This window comes from Spongiibacter thalassae (assembly GCF_012272835.1).
Classification (GTDB): Bacteria; Pseudomonadota; Gammaproteobacteria; order Pseudomonadales; family Spongiibacteraceae; genus Spongiibacter; species Spongiibacter thalassae.
On the sequence record NZ_JAAWWK010000001.1, the window covers coordinates 809,759 to 828,229 of the forward strand.

14 protein-coding genes are annotated in these 18,471 nt (G+C 56.3%); 10 read left to right on the plus strand and 4 right to left on the minus strand.

The genetic code is table 11. The features are described from left to right. The first annotated feature begins 60 nt into the window (after nt 1-60). From HCU74_RS03345 to HCU74_RS03355, 3 genes are read left to right on the plus strand one after another with little or no spacing between them, the layout of a single operon-like run. Entirely contained in the window at nt 61-1,737 is a 1,677-nt protein-coding gene (locus tag HCU74_RS03345; RefSeq protein WP_168448969.1) for an FAD-dependent oxidoreductase, read from the plus strand. A 42-nt stretch (nt 1,738-1,779) separates the two neighbouring features. Further along, nucleotides 1,780-3,012 (plus strand): MFS transporter, encoded by a 1,233-nt coding sequence (locus tag HCU74_RS03350; protein ID WP_168448970.1) that lies wholly within the window; start codon nt 1,780-1,782, stop codon nt 3,010-3,012. A 52-nt stretch (nt 3,013-3,064) separates the two neighbouring features. Next, on the plus strand, nt 3,065-4,666 hold the full coding sequence (locus HCU74_RS03355) for a tannase/feruloyl esterase family alpha/beta hydrolase (protein WP_168448971.1): 1,602 nt from the start codon (nt 3,065-3,067) through the stop codon (nt 4,664-4,666). A 58-nt stretch (nt 4,667-4,724) separates the two neighbouring features. On the opposite strand, the gene HCU74_RS03360 is transcribed toward HCU74_RS03355, so the two are convergent. Together HCU74_RS03360 and HCU74_RS03365 are read right to left on the minus strand one after the other, a co-directional pair. After that, a complete protein-coding gene (locus tag HCU74_RS03360) occupies nt 4,725-5,072 on the minus strand; it encodes a nuclear transport factor 2 family protein (protein ID WP_168448972.1) in 348 nt (115 codons plus the stop codon). A 27-nt stretch (nt 5,073-5,099) separates the two neighbouring features. After that, nucleotides 5,100-6,326, minus strand: coding sequence for an acyl-CoA dehydrogenase family protein (locus HCU74_RS03365; protein WP_168448973.1), 1,227 nt, complete (start codon nt 6,324-6,326; stop codon nt 5,100-5,102). A gap of 832 nt (nt 6,327-7,158) precedes the next feature. Here HCU74_RS03365 and HCU74_RS03370 point away from each other — a divergent pair. Beyond that, nucleotides 7,159-9,693 (plus strand): TonB-dependent receptor, encoded by a 2,535-nt coding sequence (locus HCU74_RS03370; protein ID WP_168448974.1) that lies wholly within the window; start codon nt 7,159-7,161, stop codon nt 9,691-9,693. A gap of 27 nt (nt 9,694-9,720) precedes the next feature. Beyond that, a complete protein-coding gene (locus HCU74_RS03375) occupies nt 9,721-11,184 on the plus strand; it encodes a M20 family peptidase (protein ID WP_168448975.1) in 1,464 nt (487 codons plus the stop codon). A 94-nt stretch (nt 11,185-11,278) separates the two neighbouring features. Here the strand turns inward: HCU74_RS03375 and HCU74_RS03380 are convergent, their stop codons facing one another. Continuing rightward, entirely contained in the window at nt 11,279-12,202 is a 924-nt protein-coding gene (locus HCU74_RS03380) for a quinone oxidoreductase family protein (protein ID WP_168448976.1), read from the minus strand. Nucleotides 12,203-12,391: 189 nt separating this feature from the next. On the opposite strand from HCU74_RS03380, the gene HCU74_RS03385 reads away from it, so the two are divergent. Next, on the plus strand, nt 12,392-12,994 hold the full coding sequence (locus tag HCU74_RS03385; RefSeq protein ID WP_210425087.1) for a TetR/AcrR family transcriptional regulator: 603 nt from the start codon (nt 12,392-12,394) through the stop codon (nt 12,992-12,994). A 172-nt stretch (nt 12,995-13,166) separates the two neighbouring features. After that, nucleotides 13,167-14,741, plus strand: a complete 1,575-nt coding sequence (locus HCU74_RS03390) for a phytoene desaturase family protein (RefSeq protein ID WP_168448978.1) — start codon at nt 13,167-13,169, stop codon at nt 14,739-14,741. Here the strand turns inward: HCU74_RS03390 and HCU74_RS03395 are convergent. Next, on the minus strand, nt 14,722-15,384 hold the full coding sequence (locus tag HCU74_RS03395) for a TetR/AcrR family transcriptional regulator (RefSeq protein WP_168448979.1): 663 nt from the start codon (nt 15,382-15,384) through the stop codon (nt 14,722-14,724). The genes HCU74_RS03390 and HCU74_RS03395 overlap by 20 nt on opposite strands. Nucleotides 15,385-15,569: 185 nt before the next feature. Between HCU74_RS03395 and HCU74_RS03400 the strand changes: the two genes are divergently transcribed. The 3 genes from HCU74_RS03400 (at nt 15,570) to HCU74_RS03410 (ending at nt 18,368) form a co-directional block, all read left to right on the plus strand. Continuing rightward, complete coding sequence (locus HCU74_RS03400; RefSeq protein ID WP_168448980.1) at nt 15,570-16,850, plus strand: cytochrome P450; 1,281 nt, start codon at nt 15,570-15,572, stop codon at nt 16,848-16,850. A gap of 62 nt (nt 16,851-16,912) precedes the next feature. Further along, nucleotides 16,913-17,947, plus strand: a complete 1,035-nt coding sequence (locus HCU74_RS03405) for a hypothetical protein (RefSeq protein ID WP_168448981.1) — start codon at nt 16,913-16,915, stop codon at nt 17,945-17,947. Nucleotides 17,948-18,002: 55 nt separating this feature from the next. After that, nucleotides 18,003-18,368, plus strand: a complete 366-nt coding sequence (locus HCU74_RS03410; protein WP_168448982.1) for a nuclear transport factor 2 family protein — start codon at nt 18,003-18,005, stop codon at nt 18,366-18,368. The last annotated feature ends 103 nt before the right edge of the window (nt 18,369-18,471 follow it).

The following is an 18,471-nucleotide window of genomic DNA, read 5'->3' on the forward strand; positions in this document are numbered from 1 at the left end:
CTGCATTCGTGATAACGTGAGGCCGCGCGCTCACAACAATAATATAGAGATCACAACACGATGATGGTGAAAGATGTAATCGTTGTCGGCTCGGGTGGAGCCGGCATGACAGCGGCATTAGTCGCGGCCCGCAGCGGGCTGGACGTGTTGCTACTGGAAAAAACCGAATATTTTGGGGGTACAACAGCCTTGTCTGGCGGGGGTATCTGGGTGCCTTGCAGTCCTCAGGCCAAGGCGGCGGGGATAGAAGACAGCATTGCCGAGGCCGAGAGCTATGTAACCGACGTCGTCGGCAGCGCGTTGCGGCGGGATTTACTCGACAGCTTTTTGCATAACGCGCCGGAAATGGTGCGCTTTCTCGATGATAACAGCGAGGTGAAGTTCACCCTGCAACCGGGATTCGCCGACTGGCACCCCGGCGTCAGAGGTTTTAAAGACAGTGGCCGCTTACTCTCTCCGCTGGTTTTTGACGGCCGAACGCTGGGGCCGTGGTTCCAGCGCCTGCGTCCGCCATTGACCGAATTCAATGCGCCGGGTGGCTGTATGGTGGGTATCAGCGATATGCCCCATATCGCCAATGCGCGACGTTCGCTGCGTTCCTTCGCCCATATTGTGCAACTGCTGCTTCGCTTCGGCCTCGATCGGCTGCGCTATGCCAGAGGCACAAGGCTGACAATGGGCAATGCCCTGGCCGCGAGTCTGCTTAAGTCCTGTGTCGATGCCGGTGTCGAGATGTGGTCGAATGCGCCTATGCATGAATTGCTCACCGAAACGGAAAGCGACGCCGTGGCGGTGAAAGGGGTGACCGTGCAGCGGGACGGCGCACAGTTAGAAGTGGTGGCCCGGCACGGAGTGATACTCGCCAGCGGTGGGTTTTCAGCCAACCCGGAAATGAGAAAGCGGTATATACCCTTTGCCGACCAACATGTGTCGATAGTGCCTGAGGGTAATACCGGCGATGGTATCACCCGTTCGCTGGAATTGGGTGCAGACTTCGATGGCGAAAACCTCAGCAACGCCGGGTGGGTGGTAGTCTCCGTTCACCGTGAGCCCTCGGGAAATTTGCGAAAGTTTCCTCACCTGTTTCTGGATCGGGGAAAGCCCGGATGCATCACCATTAACAAGGCCGGAGAGCGCTTCGGCAACGAATCGGTGACCAACTTTGTCGACGCGATGCACCGCTCGGGGTCTGTCCCCGCCTATCTGATTTGCGATCACCGGTTTATAAAAAAGTATGGTCTTGGCCTGGTAAGACCGGGTGGCATCGGCCTGAAAAAAATGACGGAAGAGGGTTATCTGCAAACCGCTGATACCTTGGCTCAATTGGCTGAGGCGATTAGTGTTAACAGTGAGGGGCTTGTACAAACAGTGACACGCTTTAATCACTTTGCAGAGCAGGGGCACGATGAGGACTTTCAGCGCGGTGACAATCCGTCTGATTTTGGCTTTGGCGACCTTGCCCACGGGCCTAACCCCTGTCTTGGTAAGATTCTGCAGCCCCCGTTTTATGCGGTGAAGGTGTTTCCCGGTGATTCCACTACCACTGTTGGTCTGCGGGTCGACGCGGAGGCGAGGGTGTTGGCTAAAGGGGACAGGCCGATTTCCGGTTTATATGCGGTGGGGCTGGATATGAATTCCCTATGGAGGGGGCGGGCCCCGGGCAACGGCGCCAATAATACGCTAGGGATGACCTTCGGCTATATTGCGGCGCGCAGTGCGGCGGCACAGAAAACGTAAGCATTAATATCGCTGTATCAGCATAAAAATAGAGAGAAAACCATGAATTTGACTGAATTCCGCTCGGGCTGGAAAATTTTGATTCTCGCCGTGTTCGGTATTGCTGTGAGCATTAACGCTGTGCTGCTGTATGGCTTCGGTGCGCTGGTCATACCCTTTGAGCAGGCCTTCGGTTGGGATCGAGGCAGCCAGCAAATTGCCATCTCCTTTCTTTATGGTGGTGCGGTAATTGGTTTACAGGCGGTAGGCTGGGTGAACCTCGCGCTTGGTGTGCGTCGCACCACGATGATCTCCCTGGCCTTGATGGGGCTGGGCTATCTCGCCTGTATTCCGGTATTGGGTGGCTCGATCTGGAGCTTGTATATCATGTTTGGCTTGCTGCCCATTGTCGGTATGGGCGCGCTGGCTATCACCTGGACCCAGCTAATCAATCTCTGGTACGTGGAGAACCGTGGCCTGGCTCTGGCAATTGGGCTGTCAGGAACGGGTCTGACAGCCGCGGTCATTCCCTCGGCAATTGCAATTTGTGTTGAGCGGTGGGGCTGGCAGGGGGTGTTCGGGCTGTTGGCCGCACTGAATTTTCTGCTGATTCCGCTGACGCTGTTCTGGTTTCGAGTTCCCACGGCTACTGAACCCGAGGCCGGCGCTGAGGGCGATGTTGTACCCCTATCGGGAGTGGAGTTCAAAGAGGGGATCGTGGCCCGCAAATACTGGACATGTAACATCGCCATCGCGCTGGTGGTATCGGCGGTGATGGGGATGATTACCAACAGTATCCCCATGCTGCAGAACATGGGGTTCTCCGCGACAGAGGCCGGTGCGATATTCAGTGTTTTCGGAATATCACTGGTGGGAGGGCGGCTAACAGTCGGCTTTTTTCTCGATCGCTTCTGGCCTCCCGGCGTTGCGGCGGCCAGCCTGATGTTACCGGCGGTTGGCTGCATGCTCTTTCTCATGGGCAGTGACAGCATTCCCTTGATGATGCTGGCTGTGGCGCTGGTGGGTGTGGGCGCTGGCGCTGAATTTGATATCGCGGCCTTTCTGGTGGCCAAGTTCTTTGGCATGAAGGAATACGGCCGGCTTATGGGGTTTCATCAGGGGTTGATTACTATCGCTTCGGCGGGAGCGCCGCTGTTATTTGCCACCATGTACAAGCTCACTGGCGGCTATGACGACATTCTTGTTTATTGTGTCTTTGCGACCTCTGTGGGCGGTGCCATGCTTCTCAGTCTTGGTCGGCCACCGGTATTCGGCGGTGAGAAAGTTCCCGCTTAACCGGCGTGTACTGGCGCGCTAAAACTATGGATAACAGGGTTTCGGTAACATCATGAATAAAAAGAAAGTATTTCTTCGCAGTATTGTTGGCGTGGTGGCGGCTTTTGTCGTGCTTGACTACTCCTTAACGGAAGAGCAGCCCGGCTGCAGTATGGATGAATTATCGGCAGTAGTTTCCGAAGACACGACCCTCACCAAAGTTGAGGCGAACTGGTTCCCTGTGCAGCACTGCCACGTTAAAGGCTATGTCACCACCAATGAGCCTACCCCCAATCGCGTTAACTTCCGGTTGCAACTCCCGCAGCCGGAGGTGTGGAACGGTCGTTACTACTTTATCGGTCTGGGCGGAGGTGCAGGCCGAACGCCAATACTTTCCGAGTCTCCCTATGGCTACCCGTTGGCCGCTGGTTTTGCCGTTGCAGGCACAGACACCGGGCATGAGGCTTTTATGCTCAACTGGAGCTTTCTCGCCAACGAAGCCCAGGCGATTGACCATATTCACCGCGGAGGCCATGTGTCGGCTGTGCAAACTCAGGCGATGACCAAGGCCTATTACAACACCGATTCAGTGTACCGCTATCATTCCGGTTGCTCCGGCGGTGGTCGCATGGGCGTGATGGCGGCAAATTACCACCCTGAGGACTACGATGGTCTGTTGATCGGCGCGCCGGGAATCGACACCGCCAATATTCTTAATTTTATGTGGATTGCCAAGCAGCTGGACAAACTACCTGAGAAGGAGCTCGACGAAGAAAAGCTGCTGACAATGGAGAAGTCTATACAGGCGCAATGCGATGCCACCGATGGTGTTGAAGACCAAATGGTCTGGGACCCACGCAAGTGTGACTACGACCCGGCGCAATTGGTGTGCAAACCGGGGCAAGCTGCAGAGAGCTGTTTCACTGGACTGGAGCTTGAGGTGCTTAACAGTATTCTGGAAGGGCCGCGCTTGCCGAGCGGTGAAGTACTTTACCCGGGGCTGGTGGCGACCCACCCCACCGGCTGGGTAAGCTTTCTCGAGTTTGGTGCAGGCACTATTGCCAAATCATTTTCCCAGGCCTATTTCGGTGAGGACTATGACTTTATGGCCGAGTTTGATTTTAGCGACCCCGAGGACATCAAAGCGTGGCGTAACGCTGTAGCTCGAACCGGCTACGGTGTTCGCGCCTCTGCAGACTACAGTAAAGTGGCGAACGCCGGGGCCAAGGTGGTGTTTTGGCACGGCACCGGTGACTCGGCAATCTCCTTTCGGGATCAAATCGACTATTACGAAGCGATACGTGCGCAGACTGGCAGCGATGAGGCGCTGAACCAATTCGCCCGACTATATATTGCCCCTGGTTTGTACCACTGCTTTGGTGGTCCTGGCCCCGTCGATGTTCCGGACAGGTTGTTGGAGTCACTGATCGATTGGGTAGAAAAGGGCATCGCGCCGGCTGCTGTGGTCACCCACCGTGGCGACAAAGAGCAGGTCTTCCAGGCTGAGGGAATTGCGAAATTGCTTCCGAATCCCTACAGCTATCTCGATAACCCGCCAAAGGGTACGCCGCCCAGAGAGTTTTTGTTGTGTCCCTACCCCCAGCAAGCAACTTATGTCGGGCAGGAAAATGCTTCCAAGGCGATCTACAAAGCTGAAAACTGGCAGTGTCAATAAACCACCGAGCGCCGCCATGTGGGTGGCGCTCGGTGTTTTGGCGGGTCGAATACTATGCTCAGGGCCGCTGGATAAAAATTCTCGACTCCAGCCGTCCCTCGCTCAGGGTGTATAGCTCGATGGTTTCACTGCTGATGCTGCCATCTGCCAGCACATTGCGGTGGTGGCTGGCGGATTGGTTGCCGATCTGAATACATTCAAGCACTTCGATTTTTACGCTCGCCTGGGCCTGCCACATCCCCTCCAGCATCTGCCACGGGTCGCCCGCCGCCATACCTACATATTCGATTGACAAGCCCTTGGGGGCAATTTCACGATAGCTGGCCAGGAAGCCTTCCTTGTCTCCCTTGTTCCAGCAATCGATCTGGTGGTGGAGAAAATGCGCAAGTTTATCGTCGTCGGACATGGTGCTACCTCTCTATTATTTGTCGGGCTATTGGCTGATGTCCTGCAGCAGCTCAAGGTTGGATTCGGCGCCGAGTAGGGCGCGACCGTACAAGGCCATCGACAGGCGGCTGTTCAAGGCGTTGTGGCGGCTGCCCACATTGATGTCCCGCCACAGCCGCTGCATGGCACTGCTTTGGGCGAAGCTGCCGGGGCCGGCGATATCCATCAGTTTTTCTGTGGCACTGCGCACCAGTTTCATTGCATACCCGCAGTCAGCTTGCATTTTTGCCTTCTCAAAACCCGTTAGGGCGCGTTGGGGAGAAACCTCGTCAACAAGGGCGACAGTGCGCTCGATATGCAGCCATGCCGACTCAATTTCCATTGTTGCTTCACCGAGAATACCGGCAAGAATTTCGGCGTCGGCCTGGCTGTCGTATTTCCAACCGATGATTTTGCGTTTGGCCATCGTTGAATTTACCGCCTCCTGCAAGCCCTGTGCGCCGCCGAGCATCGGCGCGAGCACCGTAAGCGGAAACAGGGGCTCAACAGGCCACAGGTCGCGGGGTTCCAGCGCGGCGCGTACAGCCGGGTCATCGCTGGTGCCGCTGCGCAATTTACTGAAAGAAAGGATTAGTTCGGGTGGAAGAACCAGCTTCTCGGCCACAACAGTGTTGCTTCCAGATGCACAAACACCGGCGACCTGCCAGGTGTTTTTGATGTTCACCTGCGCGCTGTCTTTCAGCGGCATAATGGCAAAGCCGGCGTCTACCACATTGCCGTTATTGTCGAGAATGTTAATGCCGTTCATCGCCCAGTCAGCGTGCATGCATCCAGAGGCATAGGGCCAGCTACCGGTAATTTCGTACCCTTCGGAACAGGGTGTCGCGGTGCCGGTGCGGGCCGCTACGCTGCACACCAATTCATTTCCACGCTGAAATATTCGGTCGCGGGTCGGGACGGGAAGCGACGCCGCCGATGCCGATACACTGGACAATAGACCAAATGACCAGGCTGTGGCGGGATCGGCCTTGGCCAACTCTGCGACGGTTTTCAGATGGGTCAGCAGAGTATTGCCGACACCGCCGAAACGCTTTGGGAACATCATTGTGAACAGGCCGCTTTCCTGTATTGCGGTAAACACTCTGGCGGACATTTTGCCCTGTGACTCGGCGTGTCCGGCTTCTTCGAGAAGAAGGGGCTTTAGAGCGGCAGCTGTGGCGATAGGATTCAGTGTTTGCGGCTTATTGCAGGCGTTAAGTTCGGTGTCATTCATGCTATCTACTCCGTTATTGGCGTTATTGAGAATAATCATGGCACTGATAGCGGAATATTTCACAAAGGGTGTTTGACCCGAGGCCAAACCAATTCAGGGGCTTTCGCGAGGGGCCTCGCTCTCACTGGCGGTTTGCTCGTGTTGTAGGAGCGAGTCCTGCTCGCCAAGGTGTTGGCGCAGGGTGGAATTCGCGAGGGAGCCTCGCTCCCACAGGGTTGGGGGTGGTTTGAGTGGTGGGAGCGAGCCCTGCTTGCGAAGGGTTTGCGCAGGGTGGGATTCACGAGGGAGCCTCGCTCCCACAGGGTTGGGGGTGGTTTGAATGGTAGGAGCGAGCCCTGCTCGCGAAGGGTTTGAGCAGGGTGGGATTCGCGAGGGAGCCTCGCTCCCATCGGGTTGGGGGTGGTTTGAATGGTAGGAGCGAGCCCTGCTCGCGAAGGTGTTGGCGCAGGGTGGAATTCGCGAGGGAGTCTCGCTCCCACAGGGTTGGGGGTGGTTTCAATGGTAGGAGCGAGCCCTGCTCGCGAGGGTGTTGGCGCAGGGCGAAATGCGCGAGGGAGCCTCGCTCCCACCGGGTTGGGGGGGGGTGAATGGTGGGAGCGAGCCCTGCTCGCGAAGGTGTTGGCGCAGGGAGGAGTTCGCGAGGGGGCCTCGCTCCCGCAGGGTTTTTGTCCTATGTTATAGTGTTTTCGGTGATAACATGACGGCCGTCTTCGAGGGTATTGGTGAAGGGGGGGGGGCGCCGCAGGGGTATTTCCCCGATTTTCGGGTGAGTGCATGTCGCGAAGCCGATAAACAGCGGCCTTGATAACTATAGCTATGAGAGAAACCCAATATGAAAAATCCTGCATTTGCAGCGGTCCGTGCCGCAGCGTTGGTTCCCGCTGCATCATTGAGCCTTTTGTCCATGGCGACGATGCCTGTCTTTGCGCAGAGCAGCAGCAGTGCCATGCTCGAGGAGGTCGTGGTCACGGCCCGGCGCCGGGAGGAAAGTTTGCAGGATACGCCGATCGCGGTGTCGGCGATTGGTTCGGATATGTTGGACAATCTCGGTATCAGTGATATTGAGGATGTCGAACGGCTGGCGCCGAGTTTGCAATTCTCCCAGACCAACTACAAGGCTCCGGCGGTATTTATTCGGGGCATCGGCCAGCGATCGGGCAACCCGGTGCTCGACCCCGGTGTTGGAATGTACCTGAATGGGGTATACGTACCCCGTTCTGACGCTCAGCTGCTGGACGCGGTGGATGTGGCCAGTATTCAGGTGTTGCGTGGGCCTCAGGGCACATTGTTTGGCAAGAATAATATCGGTGGCGCGATATTAGTGGATTCGAAAAAGCCCTTCACCGACACCTTTGAATTTGGTGCCAGAGTTGGTGCGGGGGATTTTGGTGACAAGAGCCTCAAACTCGATGCCAATGTTCCACTGACAGACGCCCTGGCGATGCGCCTGGCACTGAATGTCAAACGCAGTGATGGTTCAATCGAGAATGTGAGCGCCGACCAGTCCCTGTTTGATCAGGATCGTATGGCCCTGTCGTCGAGGGTGATCTGGTATGCGGACAATGATTGGGAAGTCGATATATTTGGCTTTCTAAGTCGTATTGATGAGCGGGGTTCGCCTTATAACTGTGCCTTCCAGAACGGCGACGCCATATTAACCAAGGGCTACTACCGAGGGCAGGGCGGCCCGGATCTGGAGGCCGCGTGTAACGAAAGTTCGGCACTGGCTGAGGACTTCAAGGTCAGCCAGACCGCTGAAGATGCGGTGTATGCCATCGACAACCATATGCTCGCGTTGACCCTGCGTGGTGCCCTGTGGGGACTGGATGTGGAAAGTATCACCAGTTACGCCTTGCAGGACAATATCCGCATCAGCGGCGACTCCGATGGCACCGCAATTCGCGGTGTTGCAGTGGGGCCTGATGCGGGCTATCAGGTGCTTCGCGGGGCCGGGGAATCGATTGCCGGGGCGACCCGGGATCAGTTTACCCAGGAATTCAAATTTAATGGCATGGCGTGGAATGACAACCTGACCTATACCTTCGGTGTGTTCTTTGCCCAGGAAAATCTCGATAACAGCATCGACGGCACCGAGGTGGGTGATAATGGTCTGGTCGCTGTCGGCTCTGACGCTGCGGTGAACCTGCCAGTGACTCCGCCCGATGCGATGGTGCTGCCAGTGCAGGCTAACGCGATAGCGCTGGCAGATTACGAAAACCAGACCGCAGCCGTTTTTGCCCAGGGTAGCTGGGATATGTCGGAGTCCACCCAGCTGACACTGGGATTACGCTATACCGAAGAACAACGCAGCACGGTGCAAATTCAGGGCACGCCGGACTACGAGGAATACGCCAATCGCCTGAATGCCCAGATTGGTAGCAACCCTGCAATCGTCCAGCCGGTTACCCACGCTATGGACGGCATTTATTCTCCGGTCAGCTTGCAGCAGTACTACGCTTATCGGGCACCCGAGGTGCCCTTGACCTACGCTCCAGCCCTTAAAGGCGATACGACCTTCGCCGAATTCACCCCGAATATCACAGTGAATTACGTTGCTCAGGAGGAGATGTTAGAGGCGCTGAATCTGGACAGCTTTATGGCCTATGCCACGGTAAGCAAGGGCTTTAAATCCGGCGGTCTGGATGTGCGTTCGACCCAGACTGAGTCAAATATTCAGCAGTTTGAGCCAGAAGTGGTACTTAACAAGGAGCTGGGCTTTAAGTTGGATGCCCTCGATCAGCGACTGCGCTTCAATGTGGCGGTGTTTCAGATGGATTACACCAACCTGCAGGTCGCGCTGTATGAACGGGGCTCGACGCAAACAGAGGTGGTCCAGTTTACCGGTAATGCCGGTGAAGCGGTGGTTGATGGTTTCGAATTTGAACTCACCGCGCTGCTCGGGGATTTCTCCGTTACGGCCAATGCAGGCTATACCGACGGCGACTTCGTGGAGTATGACCTGGGCACCAATACCGCCGATGGCTTTGCCATTGTCGATCGCAGCAACGAGGCCTTCCCGCAGGTTCCCCAGAACGTTCGCGGTGTGGTGCTGGCCTATGACTGGCATTCCCCTGTCGGGCTGATTGTGCCCCAGCTGCAATACTACTACTCCGACCGGATCTTTATTGGCACTGACTATCTCAGCGGTGAATACGACAACTCAACCATTGGCCAGTACGAGCTTTATAACGCGCGCCTGCGCTGGGAAATTAACGACCGCATGGGTGTGGCGGCCTATGTCGATAATCTGAAAAACGACCCCTATTTTGTCGGGGGGATCGCGGTAACGAGTGTTATCGGAGTAGCCAACCGGGTACCCGGTACACCCAGAGAGATGGGTGTCGAATTCAGCTATAAATTCCAGTAAACCGCAGTGACGTTGGCAGGCCATACCATGAAGGTTTTTTTACGCACGATTTCTCTCTCCCTGGTGATATTGCTGGGGGTGCTGGCCTGGCGCACTTACCAGTTCACGCCGCCGGAGCAGGGGGCGGTTGAACCCCTGAGCAAAGAGAGTTGGGACAGCGCCTATCTGGCCGAAGGACTGGCGGAGGCTATTCGTTATCCGACAGTATCCAACAAGGATTCGCAGCAGGTCGATCGGCAGGCCTTTGCGGATTTTCGCGCTTTTCTGACGGAGCGTTTTCCGCTGGTATTCCAGCGTATCCCTCATCAAGTTATGGCCGGCGACAGCCTGCTGTTTCGCTGGGCGGGAGATAATCGCGATGCTGCTCCGATACTGCTGCTCGCCCATCAGGATGTGGTGCCGGTCATTCCAGGTACGGAGCAGGAGTGGGCGTATCCCCCCTTTGCCGGCGTTATCGCCGAAGGCCATATTTGGGGTCGGGGCGCGGTAGACGACAAAGCCAGCGTGATGGGGATTCTGGAGGCGGTGGAGCGACTGCTCAAGGAGGGGTTTACACCACCGCGTGATATCTACCTCGCTTTCGGCCACGATGAAGAAGTGGGGGGGCGTGGCGCTGTCGCGATGGCGCAGCATATTGCCGACAGTGGGGAAAAACTCGCCTTCTTACTGGATGAAGGCGGCGTGATTGCCCGAGGGATGATGGCGGGAGTGAGCCGCCCCATTGCGCTTATCGGGCCAGGAGAAAAGGGCTATGTCAGCTTGAAGCTCACCGCTAGAGGCACCGGGGGGCACTCCTCCATGCCGCCTCAGCAGACCGCTGCAGGTATTATCGCTGCGGCGGTGAGTCGTCTTGAAAACAATCCCATGCCGGCCAGGCTGGATATGATGGCTGACCTGATCCGCTATCTCGGCGATGAAATTCCCTGGTATCAACGGGTGCTGTTTGCCAATGAATGGCTGTTCGCGCCGCTGCTCGACAGAATTCTTCGCGCGACCCCCACATTGAACGCCGGCATTCGCACCACTACAGCGGTAACGATGCTGGAGGGCAGTGTGCAGGACAACGTGCTGCCGATCACCGCCAGTGCCGTGGTGAATTTTCGAATCATTCCCGGTGAAACTGTTGAGCTGGTCACCCAGCGGGTGATCGACATTATCGACGACCCTCGAGTCAGTGTGAGTCCCTACGGTGGCTTTGGCAGCAATCCCTCCTCGGTCGCCGCGCCGGACTCCGCCGGCTTTAACGTACTGAGTGACATTGTTCGTCAGGTAAACCCGAATGTTGTGGTAACGCCGCGTTTGGTTGTCGCGGCCACCGATGCCCGTCATTTCGAGGGTGTTGCCGAGAACAGTTACCGCTTTATTGGTATAGAGCTGGGGCCGGAGGAAATCGCGGGCATTCACGGCACCAATGAGCGGGTGGCCGTAGACAGTTACCGCGATGCGGTGCAGGTGTATTACCAGCTGATAAGGCGCAGCCGGGAGCTTTAGGCATACCGGCGTAAGCGTCTCGCATCTTCCTGTCATGTCGGCGTCGCCACCGTACATGCAGGAGTCGCGCTGGTCCAGAGCGGTCCTTGCGGGATTAACGAAGTCGTGCGGTAATTTTGGCGTGGGGGCCGTTTACCTGAGTTTCCCAAGCTGTAGCTGCGTCGTCGAAGTCAAAATCGAGGTAGTCGATTTCAATATTCTGCTCCGCCGAAATTGTCAGCAGGCGGCGCCAGATTTGTTCGCGATCCGCAGGGGGGCGCTGGCCGGTGCCTACGACCGAAAGCGTGCGGAAGAGCAGGTGGGCCATGTCCAGTTGAACTTCCCGCCCGGCTCCGGTGCCAATTGTCATAATCCGTGCGCCCCAGCGTGTAGCCTTGAGGGCATTGAGCATCGGCTGTCCGCAGACCAGATCCAGTACCACGTCGTAACCTTCCCCCGCGTCGGCTTTCAGTGCTGCGGCGTCATCCTCGGTGCCGAGGGCGACAACACTGTCGCAGATGCCTCGGGCCAATAGCTTGTCCAGTGAGGACTTGTCCCTGGCCGCGGCACTGACGTGGCCAGCGCCGAGATAGCGGGCCAGTTGCAGGGCGATCTGTCCAAGGGTGCCGGTGGCACCGAGAATCAATACTTTTTCACCTGCTTGAATATTGGCAGCTTCCAGGGGCACCAATGCGCCAGTCGCCGCGATACCCATAGCAATTGCTGTGCGATCGTCGACGCCGTCGGGAACTTCCCATACCTCTTCTTCCGGCACCAGAGTTTGTTCTGCCCAGGCCCCCCAGGGCAGAACGGAGCGCTCGCCAAAGTAGACTCGCTTGCCGTCAGTGGTATGGCCGACCCCTTCGCCACGGATTACACAGGGATATTCAACACCAAGGCGATAGGCGCCCAATACGTCCCAGCCGCCGAGCCCGGCGGTGTCTACATTAATCAGAACCGCCCCCGCTTGTGGCTGGGGTGGTGCAAACTCCTGTATTTGTGGGGTTGCGCCGCGTTCGGTAATAACAGCCGCTTTCATGGAATACCTCGTAGTTTTATTGTTTGGCGAAATATATTGCCCGATAAGAGCTCTTAAATATGGCAATAGTTAAACAAAATACATCAAAATGTTCAATTAAGTGTTACAATATATTCACTTTCGAGACACTTTGCCTCTGTGCTGGTGTATATTGTGTCGATGTTCAATAGTTCTAATCGAGAGGCAGGTGTGGCAGCGAGCAGTTTAACGACAACGGTGGCCCGCAGGCGGAACAAGCGGTCTGAAAATACCATTGAGGCAATTCTGGCGGCGGCAGAGGTTGTGATTCTTGAGTCGGGTGTCGAGCGGGTATCCATACTGGATGTGTGCAATGAGGCCGGTATCTCCAGAGGCACATTTTACCGCTACTTCTCTTCCCAGGATGAACTTCTTGAGGCGTTTTCCCGCCATAAGCGTAGCCGTTTTCACCAGGCTCTCGCCGACGCAGTTGGCCCCTATGACGACCCTGATGAGCGGTTTGACGCGTTTATTCGCTATCTAGATAACTATCTGCAGGTGGGGCGCTCGCGAAAGCTGCTGATGGTGGCCCCCGACTACGCAATGGGCTGGTTCTTGCGCATATTCCATGACTCGATTTCCCGTTTTCAGTCGGATTTGACGATTGTGTTCGATGCCTGGGAGGAGCGCTCAGGGGTGGTGATTGATCGGGAGTTGGTCTGTGAACTCATCATTCGCTACATCCTCAGCGAACAACTGGTGCCTTCGAGCAAGCAGGCACGCAAGGCCTTGCCGAACAGAATCAAGCGCCTGGTGTTGGCCTTTCGAGCATAGCTTCCAGGATGGTAAAGGTTTTGGTTTGACTGTGAGTAAAACCTTCCCACTAAATTAATTGACGCTTGTCGTGGTTAAATCGTTGCCTTGAATAATTTTAACAAAATCTGGCACCGCAACCTGGGCTGAGCAGGCCCTGTGGACAGCGGTGCTGTGCAACCAGGGAAATATCATGGATCAATCATCGTACGACGTTGCCATTGTTGGTGGCGGACACAATGGCCTGGCATCGGCCTGTTATTTAGCCAAAGCGGGTAAAAAAGTTGTGGTAGTCGAAGCATTGCCCCAGGTTGGCGGCATGTGCACCTCGGGCCCACTGATACCCGAGGCCCCCAATCACACGATCAATCCCTGTGCCCTCGACCTGATGTCTCTGCGGGTGCACCCGATGATGATTGAGGAACTCGAGCTGGAGCGTCACGGCTTTGTTCAAAAGGAAATGAACCCCGGCTATGTCTACGTGCACCCCAACAAGGACACCCTGGTGTTCTTCCGTGACTACGAAAAAACCGCCGATGAAATTGCGCGTTACTCCACCAAGGACGCCGAGGCTTACCGAAAACTGATGCCAGTGGTGTTTGCCTTTGTCGATATGGCTTTGCCGCAAATGCGCGTTGACCCTGCGAGCTTTAACTTCAAGGCAAAATTGGCCTCACTGTTGGCGTTGATGAAAAACAGCGGCCGCAAAGATGAGATCATGGCGCTGGTCAGCAGCCCTGCCTACACCACAATTATGGAACGCTTTGAACATCCGGTGGTGCGCTCCGCACTGTGCTGCTTGCTGGGGGCTGCTGGGCCAATTACCAACGAGGCGACCGGAATCTACTTTGTGCTGTTGGGCTTTATCCAGAAGTTCGGCCTGGGCCGTGCTATGGGTGGTATGCAGACCATCAGCGACGCGCTGGCTTCACGGTTGCGTGAGCTGGGGGGCGATATTCTGGTGAATGAGCCAGTTGCAGAAATCGTATCGAAAAACAAAAAAGTCAGTGGCATACGCCTGAAGAGTGGCAAAACCATTAGCGCCGCTGCGGTCGTTGCATCTATCCACCCCAAGCAAGCCTTTGAAATGGTGACCGAGGGAGAAATGGACCGCGGTGCCCTGACCAAGGTACAGCTGGCGCCGGCGAACGCCCATGGTGGTTCGCCCATCAAGATTGATCTGGCGCTCAGTGGTCAGGTCAATTATCACGAGCTGGAGGAAAAGCGGGGCGACGGTCTCAGTTTGCGCAAAAGTGTCTTGCTGATTGGCACCGAAGAGGCTGTGCTCGACAACTTTAAATGCGTTGGCCGTGGTCAGGTGTCGAAGCATCCGTATATGTGGATCACCGCCCCCACGGCGATGGACCCCAGTCAGGCCCCCAAAGGCCAGGATGTGGCCTATCTCTACCCGGTAGCGATGCCGCTTGATCCTGTAGAAGGCTGGGATGCTATCCGCGAGCAGGTTGCCAACCAGGTTATTGATTGGGCGGCGGTATATATGAAAGGGCTCAAGGAGCTGGAAATTGGTCGCTGCATGGAGGTCGCACGGGACTGGGAGAAACGACTGAATCTGCATAATGGCTGTGTGATTCATATCGACACCTGCACCACCCGTTCAGGGGGCATGCGCCCTGCGGCCGGCCTTGGTGGCGACCGGCTACCGGTGGAAGGCTTGTTTCTGGGTGGGGCGGGAATCCATCCCGGCGGCGGAGTGAATGGTATGCCAGGCCGTTTGGCAGCCGCGCGGGTTAAGCGTTACCTGCCTTAACGTCTGCGGGTGATGGCGGTGCGATCAGTGCCGCCAGCACAAAATCGGCAGTAAAGCGGCGCCAGACCTGCAAGTCTTCGCAATTGCGTGTGCTGATGGTGCTCAGTGAGTCAATCAGATAGCGGTTGGTATAGGCTCCTGCCACCATCAGGCAGGTGGTCACAAACACCAGCTCCGGATTCAGGTCTGAACGAAACTCACCGCTGGCGCAGCCGCGATCAATCAGTTTTGTCATTTTTTCAGTGAGCTGCGGGCCGAGGTCAATAAAGCGGTTGGCCGGGGTAGTGTGGCTGTCATGGAAGCGAATGCCTTCGGTGGCAAGCTGTGCCATTTCCGGGTCTCGCTGGTAGGCATCGAATAAGTGTTCTATCAACACTCGCAGCCCCTCCACCGGCGGCAGGTGATCGAATTCCAGGGCGGTGAGGGCGGTCATGGTATTGTCTGAACTGACATCCAGAACACAGGCGAACAGCTGCTCCTTGCTGTTGTAGTAATGGTAGACCAGTTGTTTGGTAACTCCGGCACGCTCGGCGATTTTCTTCACATTGGCCTTTTCCAGGCCGTGTTCGGCAAACTCTGCCTTTGCCGCCCGTAATATCAACTCAATGGTCGCTGCCTTGCTTTGTTGCCTTGCGTTGGTCATGCCTTCCTTCCTGATTTACCGCTACGCGCCGCTGGTTAGACCGCGCGTCAAACACATTTTCGGAAAAAGTTTACCACTTTATCTACACTCATAGGTGTTTGATTGGCCAAGGTGATTTGCACCCGCCAGTGTTCGTGCCGGGGTATTGTCCTGGCTGAGCTTTAAATAATAATTGGATTCAAGTTATGTCTGACTCTTCCGTTCAAGATATGAACCTGGAAACAGCCTATTCGGCGGTTTCCGACCTCTATAAAGGCACCGACGTGGATATCCACGAGGCCTGTAAGCAAATGCGCGACAAGGCTCCGGTGTACGAGGGTAATTTTATCGCCCAGTTCGGGGTGCCGACCAACGCAGGTATCCATCAGGACAGCCGCCCCAACTACGCGGTGTTTCGCTACAACGATGTGATGAGTATTCTGCGGGATGCCGATACCTACACCAGCGGCTTTATCGCGCGGGGCTTTGGTGAAGCCTTCGACGGCTTGACCATTCTGGCGATGGACGGCGAGCAGCATCGCAATGTGCGTACCCTCTTACAACCCACTTTTATGCCCGCCACCGTCAACAAGTGGCGTGAGCGTATCGACGAAGTAATTCGTCGCGACTTTATTCGGCCCTTGGTGGACAAGAAAAAAGGCAATCTGATGGAGTTCGGTTTGGGCTTCCCGATCCGGATTATGTACGCCCTGATGGGTTTCCCCGAGGATGATCCCGAAAAATACCGCAAGTATGCCGCATGGGCGCTGGCAATGGTCGGTGGCAATCAGATTGACCCGGATAAATTGCAGGATGCCCGGGCGACCGCTCATCAGGCTGGCAAGGCGCTCTACGACGCGATCAATGAAATCGTTGTTGAACGCCGCGCCGGGGGCAGCGAAGGGGACGATCTGATTGGCCGCCTGCTGCGTGCCGAACATGAAGGCAGGATGCTGAACGACCACGAGGTGGTGACCTTTTGTCGCATGTTGTTACCCGCCGCCGGGGAAACCACAACCCGCACCCTGAGTACTGTGCTGGCGATGATGTTTAACACCCCGGGGCTGCTCGACCGTGTCCGCGACGACCGCTCGCTGGTCAGTCCGTTGATAAACGAAACCACCCGCTATGAGCCGGTTGCGACCTTTAAGGTGCGCGAAGTGGCCAAAGATGTGGAATTGCACGGGGTGAAAATCGAAAAGGGCTCCTTTGTGCAGTGCATGGTCACCTCGGCCAACCGCGACGAGTCGGTGTTTGAAAACCCGGATGAATTCAATATCGACCGCCGGCAGAAGCCGTCCTTCGGCTTTGGCTTTGGCCCGCATATGTGTATCGGCCAATTTGTGGCCAAGCTGGAGCTGAATTGTGCGGTGAACGCGATATTGGATCTGCTGCCGAACATTCGCCTCGACCCCGATAAGCCTGCGCCGGTGATTCAGGGCGCACAGTTGCGCGAAGCCAAGGAAGTTCACGTTATCTGGGATTAATCATGCCGAGCGGGCGGCCTGTTGCGGCGCCCGCTCCATAACAATAACGACAGGAGCAAACAATGCCCAAATTTTCGCACATCCCCAATCGCGGTGACTTTGCTTACCAGTGCCTTGTCGCACCGCAAAAGGTGAGCGGTGAAAAAATCGCCGACACCCGCGACCATTATGGTTTGAAATTTACCAAGCATATGCCCTTTGGTACTCTGCGTGATGACGAAGGCCATATGTACTCCCTTGCCCGCGCGCTGAATTCGCCGGGTAGCACGCCCAATCCCACCAAGTTTCTGTTCTTGTCCACTCGGGTTGACGGCGAAACCCTGCGCATTGACCAGGACACGATGGCCACTCGCGCCACTACCATGTTTCCGGATCGCCGCCTGGAAGGTGACACCGTGACCTGGTCCAGTCTTGAGGGTGAGGACGGTGCGCCCTGGCATCTGAGCGCCTCTGGCGATGCCTTTTCCTGGTTTGAAGAGGGCCTGCTGAATCTTGAGGGGCGGTTGCTGGGTAACGGCACCCAGTTCTATATTCCCGGTGAAGAACTAGGCACCTTCTATGTGTCGCAGCTCTACGATGTACACGGCACCCTGAATGGGCGTCCGGTAAAAGGGGTGATCTGTCTGGATCAGGTCTGGTTGCCAGAGGGCGGTGCCATTCACTATTCCAAAGACATTGTTGTCGACAACAAAATGCACGTACTGTGGTGGACCTTTGCCACGATTTATAAAGACGGCAGCTGGGACATGGGGTCCTTTATGCTGGGCCACGACAATCTGGGTTATGCGATTTTCCAGAACGATAAGGGCGAGCTGCATTGCAGCACCGATATTGAAGGCCTGGCGGTACACAAGGACGGCAGCTACTTTCTGGACACCGCTAAAATTGTTATCGACGGCAAGGTGGAGTGGGAATTCTTGCCCGACCCCCGTGGCGATATGATCGATTTCGTGGGCGGCTTCCCTATTACCGCCCAGCAGGAAGGACGCTGGCGACGCGTGGGCGACAAGCGCGAGCCGGATCACTGGATCGCCTGGGGTGAGTCTGATCGACGCAACGGCTCGGCGCGGAATGTACGGGGCAGCGACCTTAAATAAACACCGCCAGCCCTTGGCGGCGGTGGTTTACTTGACCAACACACAGGAGAGCGCAATGGCAGCTTTGACGCCAGAGACGGTTGAAAAATTTATGCACACTCAGGTGGCGTGCTGGAATGCGGGAGACAGAGAAGGCTTCTTTAACGCGTACCGAAGCATAGCGCCCAATGGCCTCCATATCGAGTATGTCGGCGCCCACAGTGGTGACGGTATGCAGATTCTTGAGGGCATGTGGGAGCAACAACGCGCTGCTATCGACATCGAAGAGGTGGCGCTGATTGTTATTGGTGACGAGGCCGTCGCCCACAACCGCAACAAGGTAAAGGGCAGCGACCTCGTGATAGAAACGATTGAGCAATATCACTTTGCGGATAACGGAACGGTCAGCGTGCGTTACTTTATTAAAAAACCGCAGGGATAGACGGCCTGCATCTACGGAGCGGGGTCAACAGAAGTCCTGCCCGTAGCAGCGCTGAAACAGGCCGTCGCCGATCAAGGCCGGACTGACAGGAAACCCCGCCTCG

Excerpts from the sequence above, each read along its gene's own strand:
- HCU74_RS03345 (WP_168448969.1), top strand. The coding sequence starts at position 61 with ATGATGGTGAAAGATGTAATCGTTGTCGGCTCGGGTGGAGCCGGCATG.
- HCU74_RS03350 (WP_168448970.1), top strand. The coding sequence starts at position 1,780 with ATGAATTTGACTGAATTCCGCTCGGGCTGGAAAATTTTGATTCTCGCC.
- HCU74_RS03355 (WP_168448971.1), top strand. The coding sequence starts at position 3,065 with ATGAATAAAAAGAAAGTATTTCTTCGCAGTATTGTTGGCGTGGTGGCG.
- HCU74_RS03360 (WP_168448972.1), bottom strand. The coding sequence starts at position 5,072 with ATGTCCGACGACGATAAACTTGCGCATTTTCTCCACCACCAGATCGAT.
- HCU74_RS03365 (WP_168448973.1), bottom strand. The coding sequence starts at position 6,326 with ATGAATGACACCGAACTTAACGCCTGCAATAAGCCGCAAACACTGAAT.
- HCU74_RS03370 (WP_168448974.1), top strand. The coding sequence starts at position 7,159 with ATGAAAAATCCTGCATTTGCAGCGGTCCGTGCCGCAGCGTTGGTTCCC.
- HCU74_RS03375 (WP_168448975.1), top strand. The coding sequence starts at position 9,721 with ATGAAGGTTTTTTTACGCACGATTTCTCTCTCCCTGGTGATATTGCTG.
- HCU74_RS03380 (WP_168448976.1), bottom strand. The coding sequence starts at position 12,202 with ATGAAAGCGGCTGTTATTACCGAACGCGGCGCAACCCCACAAATACAG.
- HCU74_RS03390 (WP_168448978.1), top strand. The coding sequence starts at position 13,167 with ATGGATCAATCATCGTACGACGTTGCCATTGTTGGTGGCGGACACAAT.
- HCU74_RS03395 (WP_168448979.1), bottom strand. The coding sequence starts at position 15,384 with ATGACCAACGCAAGGCAACAAAGCAAGGCAGCGACCATTGAGTTGATA.
- HCU74_RS03400 (WP_168448980.1), top strand. The coding sequence starts at position 15,570 with ATGTCTGACTCTTCCGTTCAAGATATGAACCTGGAAACAGCCTATTCG.
- HCU74_RS03405 (WP_168448981.1), top strand. The coding sequence starts at position 16,913 with ATGCCCAAATTTTCGCACATCCCCAATCGCGGTGACTTTGCTTACCAG.
- HCU74_RS03410 (WP_168448982.1), top strand. The coding sequence starts at position 18,003 with ATGGCAGCTTTGACGCCAGAGACGGTTGAAAAATTTATGCACACTCAG.